16 protein-coding genes, 3 tRNA genes and 1 riboswitch are annotated in these 16164 nt (G+C 63.2%); of the genes, 17 read left to right on the top strand and 2 right to left on the bottom strand.

Annotated elements, in window-relative coordinates:
• Position 1: 1 nt before the first annotated feature.
• The 7 genes from MKD49_RS10395 (at position 2) to MKD49_RS10365 (ending at position 4268) form a co-directional block, all read left to right on the top strand.
• Positions 2-77, top strand: a tRNA-Gly gene (locus tag MKD49_RS10395).
• A gap of 53 nt (positions 78-130) precedes the next feature.
• Positions 131-206 (top strand) — tRNA-Gly (locus tag MKD49_RS10390).
• Positions 207-259: 53 nt separating this feature from the next.
• Positions 260-335, top strand: a tRNA-Gly gene (locus tag MKD49_RS10385).
• A gap of 327 nt (positions 336-662) precedes the next feature.
• On the top strand, positions 663-1637 hold the full coding sequence (locus MKD49_RS10380; protein WP_121039568.1) for a chemotaxis protein: 975 nt from the start codon (positions 663-665) through the stop codon (positions 1635-1637).
• A gap of 152 nt (positions 1638-1789) precedes the next feature.
• Positions 1790-2824, top strand: coding sequence for a nicotinate-nucleotide--dimethylbenzimidazole phosphoribosyltransferase (cobT, locus tag MKD49_RS10375; protein ID WP_252696213.1), 1035 nt, complete (start codon positions 1790-1792; stop codon positions 2822-2824).
• Positions 2817-3647 (top strand): adenosylcobinamide-GDP ribazoletransferase, encoded by an 831-nt coding sequence (locus MKD49_RS10370; RefSeq protein WP_252696212.1) that lies wholly within the window; start codon positions 2817-2819, stop codon positions 3645-3647. Before cobT ends, MKD49_RS10370 begins: the two co-directional genes overlap by 8 nt.
• A gap of 3 nt (positions 3648-3650) precedes the next feature.
• Positions 3651-4268: a histidine phosphatase family protein gene (locus MKD49_RS10365; RefSeq protein WP_252696211.1), complete on the top strand. Its 618-nt coding sequence runs from the start codon at positions 3651-3653 to the stop codon at positions 4266-4268.
• Here the strand turns inward: MKD49_RS10365 and MKD49_RS10360 are convergent.
• On the bottom strand, positions 4265-4912 hold the full coding sequence (locus MKD49_RS10360) for a response regulator transcription factor (RefSeq protein WP_034334115.1): 648 nt from the start codon (positions 4910-4912) through the stop codon (positions 4265-4267). The genes MKD49_RS10365 and MKD49_RS10360 overlap by 4 nt on opposite strands.
• Entirely contained in the window at positions 4905-6296 is a 1392-nt protein-coding gene (locus tag MKD49_RS10355; protein ID WP_121039580.1) for a cache domain-containing protein, read from the bottom strand. The genes MKD49_RS10360 and MKD49_RS10355 overlap by 8 nt, the downstream gene beginning before the upstream one ends.
• A 278-nt stretch (positions 6297-6574) precedes the next feature.
• Here MKD49_RS10355 and MKD49_RS10350 point away from each other — a divergent pair, with 278 nt between their 5' ends.
• The 10 genes from MKD49_RS10350 to MKD49_RS10305 all read left to right on the top strand — a co-directional run bounded on the left by MKD49_RS10350 (position 6575) and on the right by MKD49_RS10305 (position 16096).
• The gene (locus tag MKD49_RS10350; RefSeq protein ID WP_252696210.1) at positions 6575-8644 is read left to right on the top strand and encodes a carbon starvation CstA family protein; all 2070 of its coding nucleotides are present in this window, start codon (positions 6575-6577) and stop codon (positions 8642-8644) included.
• 55 nt (positions 8645-8699) lie between these two features.
• Positions 8700-8885, top strand: a complete 186-nt coding sequence (locus tag MKD49_RS10345) for a CstA-like transporter-associated (seleno)protein (RefSeq protein ID WP_034334124.1) — start codon at positions 8700-8702, stop codon at positions 8883-8885.
• Positions 8886-9095: 210 nt separating this feature from the next.
• Entirely contained in the window at positions 9096-9479 is a 384-nt protein-coding gene (locus MKD49_RS10340; protein WP_034334120.1) for a response regulator, read from the top strand.
• Positions 9476-10099, top strand: a complete 624-nt coding sequence (locus MKD49_RS10335; protein ID WP_252696209.1) for a chemotaxis protein CheC — start codon at positions 9476-9478, stop codon at positions 10097-10099. The genes MKD49_RS10340 and MKD49_RS10335 overlap by 4 nt, the downstream gene beginning before the upstream one ends.
• Positions 10096-11070: a GGDEF domain-containing protein gene (locus tag MKD49_RS10330; protein WP_252696208.1), complete on the top strand. Its 975-nt coding sequence runs from the start codon at positions 10096-10098 to the stop codon at positions 11068-11070. The genes MKD49_RS10335 and MKD49_RS10330 overlap by 4 nt, the downstream gene beginning before the upstream one ends.
• A 309-nt stretch (positions 11071-11379) precedes the next feature.
• Complete coding sequence (locus MKD49_RS10325) at positions 11380-11805, top strand: hypothetical protein (RefSeq protein WP_134135213.1); 426 nt, start codon at positions 11380-11382, stop codon at positions 11803-11805.
• A 147-nt stretch (positions 11806-11952) separates the two neighbouring features.
• A complete protein-coding gene (htpX, locus tag MKD49_RS10320; protein WP_252696207.1) occupies positions 11953-12831 on the top strand; it encodes a protease HtpX in 879 nt (292 codons plus the stop codon).
• 202 nt (positions 12832-13033) lie between these two features.
• Complete coding sequence (ybaL, locus tag MKD49_RS10315; protein WP_134135214.1) at positions 13034-14674, top strand: YbaL family putative K(+) efflux transporter; 1641 nt, start codon at positions 13034-13036, stop codon at positions 14672-14674.
• Between the two features lie 100 nt (positions 14675-14774).
• A riboswitch (FMN riboswitch) is annotated at positions 14775-14943 on the top strand.
• Between the two features lie 86 nt (positions 14944-15029).
• Complete coding sequence (locus tag MKD49_RS10310; RefSeq protein WP_121039592.1) at positions 15030-15554, top strand: 6,7-dimethyl-8-ribityllumazine synthase; 525 nt, start codon at positions 15030-15032, stop codon at positions 15552-15554.
• A 224-nt stretch (positions 15555-15778) separates the two neighbouring features.
• On the top strand, positions 15779-16096 hold the full coding sequence (locus MKD49_RS10305) for a hypothetical protein (protein WP_252696206.1): 318 nt from the start codon (positions 15779-15781) through the stop codon (positions 16094-16096).
• The last annotated feature ends 68 nt before the right edge of the window (positions 16097-16164 follow it).

Below are 16164 nucleotides of genomic sequence, written 5' to 3'. Positions count from 1 at the left end.
TGCGGGAGTAGCTCAGTTGGTAGAGCGATACCTTGCCAAGGTATAGGTCGAGAGTTCGAGACTCTTCTCCCGCTCCAGTTTCAAACCAGGCAGCTTCGGCAGCCTGTGGCAGTAGATGTAAAAGTCCCATGCGGGAGTAGCTCAGTTGGTAGAGCGATACCTTGCCAAGGTATAGGTCGAGAGTTCGAGACTCTTCTCCCGCTCCAGTTTCAAACCAGGCAGCTTCGGCAGCCTGTGGCAGTAGATGTAAAAGTCCCATGCGGGAGTAGCTCAGTTGGTAGAGCGATACCTTGCCAAGGTATAGGTCGAGAGTTCGAGACTCTTCTCCCGCTCCAAATTGAAAGAGGAAGCCTTCGGGCTTCCTCTTTTCATTTCTGCGCCGCATTTCCTGCTTTTCCTGCAGGCAAGCCGGCCATTCCTCCCGTCTGCTGCATATTGTTTACGCGCCTGTTTTTAGTCTCACCGTGCCGCCGTTTCGGCCCAGGCGGGACGGTGCGTCTCTCCTGGCGCGGCCAGCGTGGTATTTCGGTATACGCAGCATTGGCAAAAATCAAAAATGTCGGCTATAGGCGATTGCCTGATTGCCACGGCCATGTTTCCCCACTACATTGCTGAGTCAGGCTTTTCGCCTGTCACCATCATTTGCATCCGGGGGAGGGGGCATGGACAATTTTCAGAAAGAGATTGACGAAAGAACCAATCTCACCGCATCCAACAAGTTCGAGCTGCTGTTGTTCCGTCTGGGGGCGGATCCACATGGCGAGCGCTCCGAGCTGTTTGGCATCAACGTCTTCAAGATCCGCGAAATCGTGCCCATGCCGCCTGTGACCAAGGCGGCCGGTACGCAATCGCCGATGCTGGGCATGGTCAACATCCGCGGCCAGATCATTTCGGTGATCGACTTGCCGGCCGTGGTGGGCTGTGTGCCCAAGACCGGCCTCAACATCCTGCTGGTCACCGAATACGCGCGCAGCACGCAGGCCTTTGCGGTCGAGTCGGTGGACGAGATCGTGCGCCTGGAATGGAGCCAGGTCCTGTCGGCGGAAACCAGCAGTGGTGGCGCCTTCGTCACCAGCATCGCGCGCCTCGACCAGGACAAGGACACCAGCCGCCTGGCCCAGGTGCTGGACGTGGAGCAGATCCTGCACGAGATCATGCCCAGCGACCGCAACATGAAAATGGAAAACCTGGAAAAGAGCGCCGGCCATGGCATGCGCCCCGGTGCGGTGGCCATTGCCGCCGACGATTCCAAGGTGGCCCGTTCGCTCATCGAGCAGGGCTTGCGCGCCATGGAGATTCCCTTCGAGATGCATGTCACCGGCAAGGATGCCTGGGACAAGATCCAGAAACTGGCCAAGGAAGCACGCGCCGAGGGCAAGCCGATTTCCGACAAGATCTCCTTCGTGCTGACCGACCTCGAAATGCCGGAAATGGATGGTTTTACGCTCACCCGCAACATCAAGCGCGAGGATTTCCTGAAGAACATCCCGGTCATCATCCACTCCTCGCTGTCCGGCTCGGCCAACGAGGACCACGTCAAGAGCGTGGGCGGGGATGCCTACGTTGCCAAGTTCGAAGCCAATGAACTGGCCTCGACCATCTTCGGCGTGCTCGACCGCGCTGCAGCCAAGGCCTGAGGTATACACACGCTGCACTCATCATCAAGGGAGCCTCCGGGCTCCCTTTCTTTTTGTCCTCGGCCGTTATCTGTCCTGCCGCAGCCAGCGGCGATCTCGTATACTGGCGCTCCCTTGATCCTGCCGCAGCCAGCGGCGCAGAGCCTTTTCTCATGCAGATTCCCGCCATTGCCTCCCCGTTCGATGCCAGCCTTGCCGCCCGGCTGGAAGCGCGCATCAATGACAAGACCAAGCCTCTCGGCAGCCTGGGTGCACTGGAACGCCTGGCGCGCCAGATCGGCCTGATCCAGGGCAGCGACCATCCGGTGCTGCGCCAGAGTGCCATCGTGGTCTGTGCCGGGGACCATGGCGTCACTGCCGAGGGCGTCTCGGCCTACCCGCAAAGCGTGACCTGGCAGATGGTGGAGAACTTCCTGGCCGGAGGTGCCGCGATCAACATCTTCGCGCGCCAGAATGAATGTGCGCTGTATATCGTCGATACCGGCGTCAATCACGATTTCGGCCCGCGCGATGGCCTGCTGGACCGCAAGATCGCCCCCGGTACCGCCAACTTCTGCCAAGGCCCGGCGATGACGGCGCAGCAATGCCAGGCTGCGCTGCAGGCTGGCCTCCAGTTCGCTGAATCGCTGCAGGCCGATGTGCTGGGCTTTGGTGAAATGGGAATCGGCAATACCACCGCCGCCGCCGCATTGATGGCCGCCTTGACGGGCGTGCCGGTGCAAGAGTGCGTCGGGGCCGGCACCGGCCTCGATGCCCAAGGCGTCGCCCGGAAGGCCGATGCGGTGACGCGTGCGCTGCGCCTGCATGCGCAAGCGAGCGCACCGCTGGAGCGACTGGCGGCCCTGGGCGGCTTCGAGATCGCCTTCATGACGGGGGCCATGCTCGGTGCGGCACAGCGCCGCAAGGTAATACTGATCGATGGCTTCATCGTCACCTCGGCCCTGCTGGTGGCAGCCGCCTTGCAGCCGGCCGTGCTGGAGTACTGCGTGTTCTCGCATTGCTCGGATGAGGCCGGCCATCGTCGCATGCTGCAGTACCTGGGTGCGACGCCCCTGATGCAGCTGGACCTGCGCCTGGGCGAGGGCACCGGCGCCGCACTGGCCTTGCCGCTGCTGCGTGCGGCGATCAATTTCCTGGAACGCATGGCGACCTTCTCCTCGGCCAGCGTCAGTGAAAAGCATGTCTGAAAAAGACTTCACATCACCGCCACCGCCCCGCAACGACGGCCCGCTGTACCAGCTGCGCCTGTTCTTCACGGCGCTGCAATTCTTCACACGCCTTCCTATCCCGCGCTGGGTGGGCTTCCAGCCGCACTGGCTGCAACATGCCACGCGCTATTTCCCGCTGGTCGGCTGGATCGTGGCCTGGGCCTGCGCCCTGGTCTACCTGCTGGCCGTGCAGTTCTGGCCGCAGATGGTGGCGGTGCTGCTGTCCACTGTAGCCGGGATCTGGCTCACTGGCGCCTTTCATGAGGATGGTTTTGCCGATGTATGCGATGGCCTCGGTGGCGCAGTCAGCCGCGAGCGTGCGCTGGAGATCATGCGGGATTCGCGCCTGGGCAGTTATGGCGTGATCGGTATCGTCGCGCTGTTGCTGGCCAAGCTGGCAGCCTTGCAGGCGCTGCTGCCGTTGCAGGTGCTGGCCGTGCTGGGGATGGCGCATCCGCTGTCGCGCTGGCTGGCCACTTGTCTCATCTGGCGCATGGAGTACGTGCGCGAAGAGGGCAAGGCCAAGCCGCTGGCGCAGCAGATGGGGCATGGCGAATTCCTGCTGGCGACCTTGTTTGCGGTGCTGCCGGTGATCGGGGTGATCGCGCTGGGCATGATGTCCTGGCAGCGCATTGCCGTCGGCGTGCTGCTGGCGGCCGTGGCGACGCTCTGGCTGGCCGCGCGGTTCCGGCGTCGCCTCGGCGGCTATACCGGGGATTGCCTGGGCGCGGTTCAACAGTTGAGCGAGACCGTCTTTTATCTCGGTGCGCTTGCCTCGCTGCCGTCCTGGTGGAATCCCTGAGCCATGCTGCTGAATCTGATTCGCCATCCCCAGCCGCTGGTGGACAAGAGCACCTGTTACGGACGCAGCGATATCGCGGTCGCGCCCGAGATGCTGGCGCAGAGCGTGGCGCAACTGTTGCCCCAGTTGCAGGCGCTGCCACCTGAATGGCCGCTGGTAAGCAGTCCGCTGCAGCGCTGCGCGCAGCTGGCGCAGTCCCTTGCGCAGGCCATGCAGCGACCCGCACCGGACATCGATCCGCGACTGCAGGAAATGGATTTCGGAAAGTGGGAGCTGCGCCCCTGGGATGACATCCCCTGGGCCGAGGTCGAGGCCTGGAATGCCGATCTTGCGCATTACGCACCCGGCGGCGGCGAGACATTGACCGAGGTGGCAAGCCGCATGTGGCAAGCCTTCAACGACCTGCTGGCCACGCCCGCCGAAGGCGTCATCGTGATTTGTCATGCCGGCACCATCCGCATGCTGCACGCCTGTGCCGCATGGCGTGCAGGGCAGGGCGCGACTGCACGACCCGATGCCGCAGCCCTCAGTGATATCGCCCTGCGTGCCGCAGCCCATCGCGCCGAGATCCCCCATGCCCGCCTGCTCGCACTGGACGTCTCCGTCAGTCCGAAGCGCTAGCCTGCCCCGCGCGACTCCACCGCAAATTTGATCAGTTCAGCCTGGCCATCGATATTGAGCTTGCGCTTGATGTTGAGCCGATGGGTTTCCACCGTGCGTACGCTCAGGTCCAGTTCGCGGGCAATCTGCTTGTTGGATTCGCCATTGGCGATGTGCTGCAGCACTTCGCGTTCACGCTGCGTGAGCAACTCGCGCACCGGCAGCGGCTGGGTCAGCTGGCGCGCCAGTGCGGCGCTGTAGTAGATCCCGCCCGAACGCACCGTTTCGATGGCATGCACGATGTCCTGGCTGGGTGCGTCCTTGAGCACATAGCCGCGCGCACCGGCCTGGATCGATTGCATCACGTATTCGGCCTTGTCATGCATGCTCAGGATCAGCACCGCAATCTCCGGATGCAGCGCATGAAAGCGCGCCGTCAGCTCGATGCCGTTGATGCCGCGCATGTTGATGTCCATCAGCGTGAGATCGATTGGATGGCGGGCAGCGGCGGCCAATGCTTCCTCCGCATTGCCGGCCTCGGCCACCACTTCCAGTCCGGGCACGGTTTCCAGTCGTGCGCGCAAGCCGTCGCGCACCAGCGGATGATCGTCGATGAGCATGATGCGCGTCGTGGCAGGGGCGATGGGCGGGGCGGTATCAGACATGGGGTGAAGGCAAAAGAGAAGAGCGGGGAATGATGGCGCTGATGCTGGTGCCGGCAGCCGATGAATCGATGCCCAGTTCGCCACCTACGGCTTCCATGCGCTCGCGCATGTTGCGCAGGCCGATACCATGGCGCGAATGATCGTCGACTTGGCCGGGATCGAAGCCGCTGCCGTTGTCCTGCACCTGCAGCATCAGCAGGTTGTGGCCGTCATAGAGGCGCATGCTGATCTGGCTGGCGTTCGCATGACGCGCGATGTTGGTCAGCGCTTCTTGCGCCACGCGGAACAGCACGGTGTTGACCACGTCCGGGAGCGCAGCGCCGTCCTCACGCTGGCGCTCGTGCTCGAAGACGATCTGTGTCTGCGGGCTGCTTTCGCGCCACTCACCGCACAGGTGTTCCAGTGCCGCCGCCAGTCCGAGATCATCGAGGATGGCCGGCCGCAAATCATGCGAGATGCGGCGCACTTCGGCCAGCACGCCGTTGATCTGGGTGGCGGTCTTTTCAAAGCCGGCGCGGGCTGCCGCCGCCTGTTCGGGCGTGCCGCGCAGGCGTTCCAGCGCGGCTTCGATCTGCAGTTTGATGGAGACCAGCCACTGGCTGATGCCGTCGTGCAGGTCGCGCGAGAGGCGCGCGCGTTCTTCTTCCTGCGAACGCACCACGCGCTGGGCCAGCTGGCGCAGCTTGGCATCGGCCACGCGATGCTCGCTCAGGTTCAGCAGCAGGCCGGCCAGTCCCACCGCCAGCGCGCTGGACAACGCGATGATTGCAATGAGCAGCATGGTCTGGTGCAGGTAGCCGGAATTCTGGTGATCGACCTGGGCCAGTGCCGCTTCCACATCATCCAGATAGATGCCGGTACCGATCACCCAGCCCCAGCGCGGCAGGGCGATCACGTAGCCCAATTTGGGTGCCACCGTCTTGCTGGAAGGCTTGCGCCACAGATAGCGTTCGAAACCACCACCCTGATGGGCGCGTTCGATCAGATGCCGGATGGTCGGGCTGCCGGAGTCATCGCGCCAGTCCCACATCTCGCGTCCCACCAGTTCCGGCTGGCGCGGATGCATGATGCTGCGGCCCTGGTCGTCGTAGACGAAGAAATAGCCATCATCCCCGAAGGCCAGGTCGGAGAGGATGCGCCGGGCTTCTTCCTTGATGGCGTCATCGGTGCGTCCGGTGTCGTAGAGATGGGCCAGCGCATGCTGGGCCAGATCCACATAGTGGCGCAGCTCGGTATTCTTGCTGGCCAGGTAGGCGGCCTCGATGGTGGAACGCTGCTGGCGCGCCAGTTCCACCGCCTGGTAACGCACCACCAGCGCGATGGCCGCAAAGGCCAGGCACAGCGGGACGATGGCGAGGAAGATGATTTTCTGGCGCAGTTTCATGCCCGCGATTCTACCCAAAGCCTCTGGGTGCCCGCGTAAATCTTCATATCGTTTTCCCGCCGCTTATCACCCCGAAAGAAAATCCCTTCACCCTGCGTAATTCTACGTAGCGGCTCTGCGTAGTGCTGCGCTTGTGGGGCAGGAGGGGCATGCCGATACTGGCGGGCATCCTGCGCAGTGCGTCCGTTCAATCGGTTTCATTCACGTGGACCCGGACGGGGACGCACTGACGACAACAAGATTTCCCACAACAATTCATATCCGCAAGGAGGAGAACAATGAACCGCTTGGTTTCCAGACTGGGCTGGCTGGCTGTCGCCCTGGGCGGCGCCGGGGCCTGCGCCTACGTCGCATTGCAGCGCGGCGAATCGATCAATGCCGTCTGGCTGGTCGTGGCCTCGGTGTGCGTCTACCTGATCGCCTATCGCTTCTACAGCAAATTCATCGCCGAGCGCGTGCTGGGCCTGGATGGCGCACGCATGACGCCGGCCTACAAGTTCAACGATGGCCTGGACTACGTGCCCACCAACAAGTACGTGCTGTTCGGCCACCACTTCGCCGCCATCGCCGGCGCCGGTCCGCTGGTGGGCCCGGTGCTGGCCGCGCAGATGGGTTATCTGCCGGGCATGCTGTGGATCCTGGCCGGCGTGGTCTTTGCCGGTGCCGTGCAGGACTTCATGGTGCTGTTCATCTCCACCCGCCGCGACGGCCGCTCGCTGGGCGACCTGATCAAGTCCGAACTGGGCCAGGTGCCGGGCGTGATTGCGCTCTTCGGTGCCTTCATGATCATGGTCATCATCCTGGCGGTGCTGGCGCTGATCGTGGTCAAGGCCCTGGCCGAGTCGCCGTGGGGCACCTTCACCGTGGCCGCGACCATTCCCATTGCGCTCTTCATGGGCGTGTATTCACGCTACATCCGCCCGGGCCGCATCGGCGAAGTCTCGTGGATCGGCTTCGTGCTGCTGATGCTGGCCATCGTCGGTGGCCAGTATGTGCAGGAACATGCCGTGCTGGGGCAGATGTTCACCTTCAACGGCAAGCAGCTGACCTGGATGCTGATCGGCTACGGCTTTGTCGCCTCGGTGCTGCCCGTGTGGCTGCTGCTGGCGCCGCGCGATTACCTGTCCACCTTCCTGAAGATCGGCACCATCGTGGCGCTGGCGCTGGGCATCATCTTCATCGCCCCGCACCTGAAGATGCATGCGGTGACCCGCTTCATCGACGGCAGTGGTCCGGTGTGGTCGGGTTCGCTGTTCCCGTTCTTGTTCATCACCATCGCCTGCGGTGCGGTCTCGGGCTTCCATGCGCTGATTTCGTCTGGCACTACCCCCAAGCTGCTGGAAAACGAGAAGCACGCCCGCTTCATCGGCTATGGCGCGATGCTGATGGAATCCTTCGTGGCCATCATGGCGCTGATTGCGGCGTCCTGCATCGAGCCGGGAATCTACTTCGCCATGAACAGTCCCGCTGCGCTGATCGGCACCACGCCCGAGAACGTGGCCCAGGTGATCTCGCAATGGGGCTTCCACATCACCCCCGAGATGCTGACCCACACCGCCCAGGCCGTGGGTGAACATACCATCATCTCGCGCGCCGGCGGCGCGCCTACCCTGGCCGTGGGCATGGCCCAGATTCTCTCCGGCGTGACGGGAGAAGCGATGATGGCCTTCTGGTACCACTTCGCCATCCTGTTCGAAGCACTGTTCATCCTGACGGCCGTGGATGCCGGTACCCGTGCCGGCCGCTTCATGCTGCAGGACCTGCTGGGCGCGTTCATCCCGCCGATGAAGCGTACCGATTCCTGGGCGGCCAGCCTGATCGCCACCGGCCTGTGCGTGACCGGCTGGGGCTACTTCCTGTACCAGGGCGTGGTCGATCCGCTGGGTGGCATCAATACCCTGTGGCCGCTGTTCGGCATCTCCAACCAGATGCTGGCCGGTATCGCCCTGATCCTGGCGACCTGCGTGCTGTTCAAGATGAAGCGCGACCGCTTCACCTGGGTCACCGTGGTGCCCACCACCTGGCTGCTGATCTGCACCCTGACCGCCGGCTGGCAGAAGGTGTTCGATGCCAATCCGCGCGTGGGCTTCCTGGCGCATGCGCAGAAGTACCAGGCAGCGCTGGATGAAGGCAAGCTGCTGGCCCCGGCCAAGTCCATCGAGCAAATGCGCCAGGTGATTTTCAACGACTACGTCGATGCCGGCCTGGCCGCGATGTTCATGCTGGTGGTGGTGAGCGTGCTGGTGTTCGGCATCCGTACCGTGTTGAAGGCGCGTGCGGCGCACCAGCCCAGCGTCAAGGAATCGGCCTACGAAGCATTGCCCGCCAGTGCCGTAGCCCCGCAATGAAGCTTTTTGCAGCAAGGAGAACAGCATGAGCAAACCTGGCGCCCTGGCGCAACTGATGGCCTGGCGGCGCCAGGTCGGCCGCACGCTGAACCTGATGGTGGGCATGCCCGAATACGACACCTACGTGGCGCACATGAAGGCGGCTCACCCGGATCACTGCGTGATGACCTATGAAGAGTTCTTCCGCGAGCGGCAGGAAGCGCGCTATGGCGGCAAGGGGCGGGTGGGGCGGTGCTGTTGAAAAACGCCATTTTCCCGCTGGCCAGAAGTGCCACCGAGGCCAATGAGAAAGAGATCTTCGGGTCTCTTTTTTTATGGCGTTTCCATGATGCAGGTTATTTCTTATCAGGAATTCCCTCATACGAAGGATGTTGCTTTTGACTTATCATTTTTGAACGCATGGCAAGACGTCAGCATTCTTCATTTTTTTTGATGTTCAAGGTGATTCAAGATGGCAAGCAACGATAGCGGCAAGACCCTTCTCATCGTCGACGACAGCAAGGTCTCGCGCATGGTGATCAAGGCCAACGTGCTGGCCGTCCACCCGGACTGGCAAGTGATGGAAGCCGGCACCGGCGAAGAGGCCATTGCCCTGGTCGGGCAATCCGTGCCCGACTACTGCACGATGGACATCAACATGCCCGGCATGCTGGGCACCGATGCCGCCGCGCAGATTCTGCAGGCGCATCCGTCGGTACGCATCGCCATCTTCTCGGCCAACATCCAGGAAGCCGTGCAGACCCGCGCGCAGCAACTGGGGGCACTGTTCGTCGCCAAGCCGGTCACGGAAAAATCGATCGGGCAGGCCCTGCTGCATTTCCGGGGCCCGCTGTGAGCATCCTCAACGAGATCGAACGCGACGCCCTCACGGAAATCTTCAACGTGGGTGCCGGACGTGCAGCGCAGAGCCTGTCCGAGATCGTGGGCGACGAGGTAAGACTGTCGGTGCCCTCAGTGGAAGTGCTGCGTTCGGGTGCCATTGACGAACAGGTGCTGCCGCGCACGCGCGGGCGCTTTGCCACGGTGAGCCAGAATTTCGATGGCCCCTTCGATGCGGAAGCGGTGCTGCTGTTCACCGAGGATCGTGCGCTGTCCATCGTGCGTGACATGATGGGCTCGCAGATGAGCCTGGACGAGCTCGCCGAGTTCGAGCGCGAAGCCATGTGCGAACTGGGCAACATCATCCTCAATGCCTGCCTCTCGGCCATGGCCGACATGCTGGAAATCACCCTCAACAGTTCGCTCCCGCAGTATCTGGTGTCGTCGCCCGACGATATCTCGGCGCGGCTGGCGAGCGCGCAGGGCGATGAGAGCTATGTGCTGGTGCTGCACATCGACCTGGTGATCGAGAAGCATCAGACTGACGGCCATCTTATTTTCCTGCTCAGTTCCTCCTCGCTGCATGCGCTGGTGGAGTACGTGCAGCGTTACCTGGGCAAGATCGGTCTGGCATGAGCACCGCCGTGGTACCCCGCTTTCGCGCAGAGGACGTACTCGACCAGCTGCATGGCGGGCTCATCATGCTGGACGCCGGCCTGCACATTCTGCTCTGGAATGCCTGGGTGGCGCGCCACAGCCGCGTGCCGGCGGAACAGGCGCTTGGCGCACGCTTCGAACACGTGTTTGACGAGCGCGTCTCGCCGGCGCTGCTGCGGGCCATCGACAACACCCTGGGCTACGGCTTGCCGGCCGTTCTCTCCAGCGCGCTGCACCGGGCCCCGTTGCCGCTTTATCCGGATCATGGCGCAGCCCCGGCGGCAGGCGCGCTGGCCGCACCGGCCCGCATGGTGCAGTCGGTGGTGCTCACGCCCCTCGACAGCCCCGAGGGCGAGCGCCTGTGCCTGATCCAGATCAGCGATGCCAGCAACTCGGTACGCCGCGAGAAGATGCTGCAGTCGCATTCCGATGTGCTCAAGCGCCAGGTCGGCACCGATGGCCTCACCGGCATTCACAATCGCCGGCATTTCGATGAACATTACGCCCAGACCTTGCACCGCGTGGGACAGTCGGGCGGGACGCTGTCGCTGTTCATGGTCGACGTCGATTTCTTCAAGCAGTACAACGACCACTATGGCCATGGACCAGGCGACCAGGTCCTCAAGCGTGTGGCAGCGGCCCTGCAGGGGCAGTTGCAGCGGCCCGGTGATCTGCTGGCGCGCTATGGCGGTGAAGAGTTCATCCTGCTGATGGAAGGCCTGTCGCCTCGTCAGGCCGCCGAGGTCGCCGAAGCCCTGCGCGAGACCGTGTACGGCCTCGCCGAGCCCCATGCCAAGTCGCTGGTGGCGCACCGCGTGACCATCAGTGTCGGGGTGTGCACACGTGCAGTGCCGGAGGGGATGGATGGACGTCTGCTCATGTCGGCGGCCGACGCCGCGCTGTACCGCGCCAAGCTGGGCGGGCGCAACAAGGTGGTAGCGACCGACTGATTCGGCGTGTGGGCATGCCTTGTGGAAATTTCTTCACTTTTGTGTAAAACAAGGGCAATTTATAGGAAACCCTTGCTGAGCAAGCATGTCAGAAATGGTCAGTGTGCTTATCAACAGGCTTGTTCACAGTTTTTGTGGATAACTTGCCGGAGGGCTTGGTTTTCCGGGGGGAACAGGCGGGCAGGGCGGGCTGGCAATTTTGCGTATAATGCGCATCCGTTCATGCTGACAATGGCCTGACAAAAGGCCGATGCCTGATTTCCACGGCACACACGGGTTTTCTCCACTTTTTCATTCACCAAGGGTTTGATGCGCCGACTGCTGCTCCTGCTGCTGACTCTGCTGATCCCGCTGCAATTGCTGGCAGCCACGGGAGAGGTACAGCTGCGTGAACAGTTGCGCGAGCAGTTGCAGGTCGCCGCGCCGATGCAGCTGCATGCGCATGCGCAGGACCCGGCGGCTGCGCATCATTGCGCGGCTTCTGCTGCTGTTTCTGCGGCCCTGCATCTGCCTGCCGACCTTCTCGCATCGGGCAGCCTGTCCGGCGATGACCAACCCGCTGGCATCGATGACGATGACCAGCCCAGCGCCCAGGGCGAGCTGGAAGATCCGGCCTTGCCGGCGGCCATCGCCACGCCCGGCCTGCACTGGTTTCCGTTTCCCCACGCCTTTCCGGCAAGCCTGAGCTGGTCGTCCTACCTGCGCGACCAGCTGCGTCCTCCTCCGTTGGCATAAGCCCCGCCACATGCGCACCTGCCGCGGGGCAGGGCGCAGGCGCGGTGGCCGCTTCGTGCGCCAGCGCGCTGCTCTGTACTGAACCCATCGTTTGACCCGCCGTGCCGCCGCGTGCGCACGGCACACTTTTGTCCATCAGGAAAAACCATGAAACGCATCGTTCTGTTCCTCGTCACCAACCTGGCCGTGATGCTGGTCTTGAGCTTCACCGCCAGCCTGCTCGGCGTGAACCGTTACCTCACTGCCAACGGCCTCAACTTCGGCATGCTGCTGGTGTTCTGCGGCCTGATGGGGTTTGGCGGCTCCTTCATTTCGCTGTTCATGTCCAAGACCATCGCCAAGTGGTCCACGGGGGCGCGCGTGATCGGGCAGCCGCAGAATTCCACCGAACTGTGGCTGTTGCAAACCGTCCAGACCCTGGCCACCCGTGCCCAGCTGCCCATGCCGGAAGTGGCGGTCTATGACGGCCCGCCCAACGCCTTTGCCACCGGTGCCAGCAAGAGCAATTCGCTGGTGGCGGTCTCCACCGGCCTGCTGCAAGGCATGACCAAGGAAGAAGTGGAAGCCGTGCTGGCCCACGAAGTGGCCCACATCGCCAATGGCGACATGGTCACGCTGACCCTGATCCAGGGCGTGGTCAACACCTTCGTGATGTTCTTCGCGCGCATCGTCGGCTACTTCGTCGACTCTTTCCTGCGCAGGAACAACGAAGAAAACAGCGGCCCCGGCATCGGCTACATGGTGACCGTGTTCGTCTGTGAAATCGTCTTCGGCATCCTGGCCAGCATCATCGTCATGTACTTCTCGCGCCAGCGCGAATACCGCGCCGACGCCGGTGCCGCCGCCCTGATGGGTTCCAAGGTGCCGATGATGAATGCACTGCGCCGCCTGGGCGGCTTGCAGTCCGACGGCCTGCCGCAGAACCTGCAGGCTTCCGGCATCTCCGGCCGTGAATCCTGGCTGGGCCTGTTCTCCAGCCACCCGCCGCTGGAGTCGCGCATCGCCGCCCTGCAGGCCGCACGCTGATGCCCAGGTGGCGGGCCGTACCGCGCCAAGTGCGGCCCGCCATCGACGGCGCCTGCGTGGCTGTCATGCCCGCGTATTCATGCGCGTGTTAGTCTTTGTGAAGGTTCGTGCCTGCGTTTGCGCGCAGGCATGCAGCCCGCCGGCAGCCAGTGACACAGTCATCTCCAACAAATTCATCCACCTTAGAAAGGAACCCTGACTGATGCCCCATCACACTCCCCTGATCGCCACCATTGTCGGAGGCCTGGTCCTGGCCTTCATCTTCGGGACCCTGGCCCATCGCCTGAAAATGCCGCCGCTGATCGGCTACCTGGTGGCCGGTATCGCCATCGGCCCGTTCACGCCCGGCTTCGTCGGCGATGCCGACCTGGCCCAGGAACTGGCCGAGATCGGGGTGATCCTGCTGATGTTCGGTGTCGGTCTGCACTTTTCCCTGAAGGACCTGCTGTCGGTCAAGAACATCGCCATCCCCGGCGCCGTGGCCCAGATCGCCATTGCCACCTTGCTCGGCATGGGCCTGGGCTGGCTGCTGGGCTGGCCGTTCGGCGAGGGCTTCCTGTTCGGCCTGGCGCTGTCGGTCGCCAGTACCGTGGTGCTGTTGAAAGCATTGCAGGAACGCCGTTTGGTGGAAACCCAGCGCGGCCGCATCGCCGTGGGCTGGCTGATCGTCGAGGATATCGCCATGGTGCTGGCGCTGGTACTGATTCCGGCGCTCTCCGGCATCCTGGGCGGCAAGGGCGAGGCACTCTCCGGCAATGCCGTGCTGCTGACCCTGGGGCTGACGCTGGGCAAGGTGGTGGCCTTCGTGGCGGTGATGCTCATCGTCGGGCGCCGGGTCATTCCGTGGATCCTGGAGCGCATCGCCGATACCGGCTCGCGTGAACTGTTCCGCCTGGCCGTACTGGCCATCGCGCTGGGCTTTGCGCTGGGGTCGGCTTATGTGTTCGGGGTATCCTTCGCGCTGGGGGCCTTCTTCGCCGGCATGATCCTGTCCGAATCCGAACTGAGCCACCGTGCCGCCGAAGAATCGCTGCCGCTGCGCGATGCCTTCTCCGTGCTGTTCTTCGTCTCCGTGGGCATGCTGTTCGATCCGTCGATCCTGGTACGCGAACCGCTGCTGGTGGTGGCTACGGTGCTCATCATCGTGGTCGGCAAGTCGCTGGCCGCCTGGCTGATCGTACGCGCATTCGGTCACCCGAATTCGACGGCGCTGACCATTTCCGCCAGCCTGGCGCAGATTGGTGAATTTTCTTTCATCCTCGCCACACTCGGCCTGTCGCTGGACCTGCTCTCGCCGATGGCGCGCGACCTGATCCTGGGCGGTGCCATCCTGTCGATCCTGATCAATCCCTTGCTGTTCTCGCTGCTCGATCGCTACGAAGCGCGTCACGCCGAACCTGCCGACGTGCAGGATGTACCGCCCACGGTCGACCTGCAGGATCACGTGGTGCTGGTCGGCTACGGCCGGGTCGGCCGGGGCATCGGCGAGCAGTTGCGTGCGCAGGGCAAGCCTTTCGTGGTGATCGAGGCGCAGCGCGAACATCTGGATGCATTGCGCCAGGATGGTGTGCCGGCGCTGTACGGCAATGCCGCCCAGAGCGAGCTGCTCAAGGCCGCCGCTGTGGAGCGCGCACGTTGGCTGCTGGTGGCGATACCGGAAGTGTTCGAGGCCGGGCAGGTGATCGAAAATGCACTGGAACTCAATGCCGGTCTGAAGGTAGTGGCGCGCGCACATTCCGATGCCGAGATCGAGCACCTGGAAAAGCATGGTGCCCAGCGCGTCATCATGGGTGAGCGCGAGATCGCCCGCGGCATGCTGGAGTCGGTGGGGCAGGGTGCCTGACGCCGGCCGAGCGGATTTGCGCTGCGCGCCTGCAGCATTTTTGTTCACGTGCTAAAGTCGCGGCTGCTGTTGCGGCGGACTCTTTGTCCGCTGCGCGGCAACAAGTTCTCGGGGCGGGGTGAAACTCCCCACCGGCGGTAATCAGGCGGCACCTGGCGGTGTTGCGTGTAGCCCGCGAGCGCCCGGCCTGTCGCCACGACGAGCCGGGGTCAGCAGACCCGGTGTGATTCCGGGGCCGACGGTCATAGTCCGGATGAAAGAGAACGGGATGTCCGGTGTCGTGCCGCTTTTTTGGCGGTGCGCGCGGCCGCGCATTCCCACGCCCTGTTTATTCATCGAACAGGAGTCCTGAACCATGTCGCAATCGCATCAATCGCATCTGTCTGCCGTCCCTTCCCACCACGGTCAACGTATCGCCTTCGTCCAGGCCAGCTGGCACAAGGACATCGTCGACCAGTGCCGCATCGCCTTCACCGAGGAAATGGCCAAGCTGGGCTGGCCCACCTCCAGCATCGATTTCTTCGAACTGCCCGGTGCCTTCGAAATCCCGCTGCACGCCAAGGTCCTGGCCAAGACCGGCAAGTATGCCGGCATCGTCGCCAGCGGCCTGGTGGTCGATGGCGGCATCTACCGTCATGACTTCGTGGCGCAATCGGTCATCTCGGCGCTGATGCAGGTGCAGCTGGAGACCGAAGTGCCGGTCTTCTCGGCCGTGCTGACCCCGCATCACTTCCACTCGCACAGCGAGCATCACGATTACTTCCACCAGCATTTCCTGGTCAAGGGACGTGAAGCCGCGCACGCTTGCGCCACCACGGTCGCCAAGCTGGCGGAAGTCCGCGCAGCCGATGCTGCGCAGCGCAGCCTGAACGCGGCCTGAGGCCCGGCCCCGGCCGTCTGCGCTTCTGATGCAGGCGGCTGAAGCAGCGATTTCGGGCGATCCGTCGGTAACGCCCGCCGGGCGCGGAAGTGGGCAAATTTTGCTTCACATTGTGATTAACATTTGTGAAGCATTTGCTTACAACCCTTACGGCTTTCGCCTAGAGTTGTCAGGATTCGGGGGATATAGTCACGCTACGTCATTCAGAACAACGAGGAGCTATCGTGAAAAAGTCGATTTCCCTGATTGCCGGCATGACTGTCTTTGCTGCCGTTGCCGGTCTGTCCGCAGCACCGGCCATGGCCGGACATGTCTCCATCGGCGTCAATATCGGCGTCCCGGCCTACGTGGCTCCGCAGCCTGTGTACGTGCAGCCGGCCCCGGTCTATGCCCCGCCGCCGCCGGTGTATGTGCGCCCGGCACCGGTCTATTACGCACCGGCCCCGGTGTATGTGGAGCGCGAGTACTACCATCGCGGCCATCATCGTCACTGGCACCGTCCGCCGCCGCCGCCTCCGGGCTACGGCTACTGGGGTCGTTGATCCCCGGGCAGCAGGCAAGAAAAATGGCGGCTTGAAGGCCGCCATTTTTTCGTTCCTACAACGCGTTC

The sequence above is a fragment of the Herbaspirillum sp. WGmk3 genome (assembly GCF_023952535.1).
Taxonomy (GTDB): Bacteria; Pseudomonadota; Gammaproteobacteria; order Burkholderiales; family Burkholderiaceae_D; genus Herbaspirillum; species Herbaspirillum huttiense.
This window is presented reverse-complemented; position numbering and strand designations above follow the sequence as displayed.

Excerpts from the sequence above, each read along its gene's own strand:
- MKD49_RS10380 (WP_121039568.1), top strand. The coding sequence starts at position 663 with ATGGACAATTTTCAGAAAGAGATTGACGAAAGAACCAATCTCACCGCA.
- htpX (WP_252696207.1), top strand. The coding sequence starts at position 11,953 with ATGAAACGCATCGTTCTGTTCCTCGTCACCAACCTGGCCGTGATGCTG.
- cobT (WP_252696213.1), top strand. The coding sequence starts at position 1,790 with ATGCAGATTCCCGCCATTGCCTCCCCGTTCGATGCCAGCCTTGCCGCC.
- MKD49_RS10360 (WP_034334115.1), bottom strand. The coding sequence starts at position 4,912 with ATGTCTGATACCGCCCCGCCCATCGCCCCTGCCACGACGCGCATCATG.
- MKD49_RS10355 (WP_121039580.1), bottom strand. The coding sequence starts at position 6,296 with ATGAAACTGCGCCAGAAAATCATCTTCCTCGCCATCGTCCCGCTGTGC.
- MKD49_RS10330 (WP_252696208.1), top strand. The coding sequence starts at position 10,096 with ATGAGCACCGCCGTGGTACCCCGCTTTCGCGCAGAGGACGTACTCGAC.
- MKD49_RS10340 (WP_034334120.1), top strand. The coding sequence starts at position 9,096 with ATGGCAAGCAACGATAGCGGCAAGACCCTTCTCATCGTCGACGACAGC.
- MKD49_RS10345 (WP_034334124.1), top strand. The coding sequence starts at position 8,700 with ATGGCCTGGCGGCGCCAGGTCGGCCGCACGCTGAACCTGATGGTGGGC.
- MKD49_RS10310 (WP_121039592.1), top strand. The coding sequence starts at position 15,030 with ATGTCGCAATCGCATCAATCGCATCTGTCTGCCGTCCCTTCCCACCAC.
- ybaL (WP_134135214.1), top strand. The coding sequence starts at position 13,034 with ATGCCCCATCACACTCCCCTGATCGCCACCATTGTCGGAGGCCTGGTC.
- MKD49_RS10350 (WP_252696210.1), top strand. The coding sequence starts at position 6,575 with ATGAACCGCTTGGTTTCCAGACTGGGCTGGCTGGCTGTCGCCCTGGGC.
- MKD49_RS10365 (WP_252696211.1), top strand. The coding sequence starts at position 3,651 with ATGCTGCTGAATCTGATTCGCCATCCCCAGCCGCTGGTGGACAAGAGC.
- MKD49_RS10325 (WP_134135213.1), top strand. The coding sequence starts at position 11,380 with ATGCGCCGACTGCTGCTCCTGCTGCTGACTCTGCTGATCCCGCTGCAA.
- MKD49_RS10370 (WP_252696212.1), top strand. The coding sequence starts at position 2,817 with ATGTCTGAAAAAGACTTCACATCACCGCCACCGCCCCGCAACGACGGC.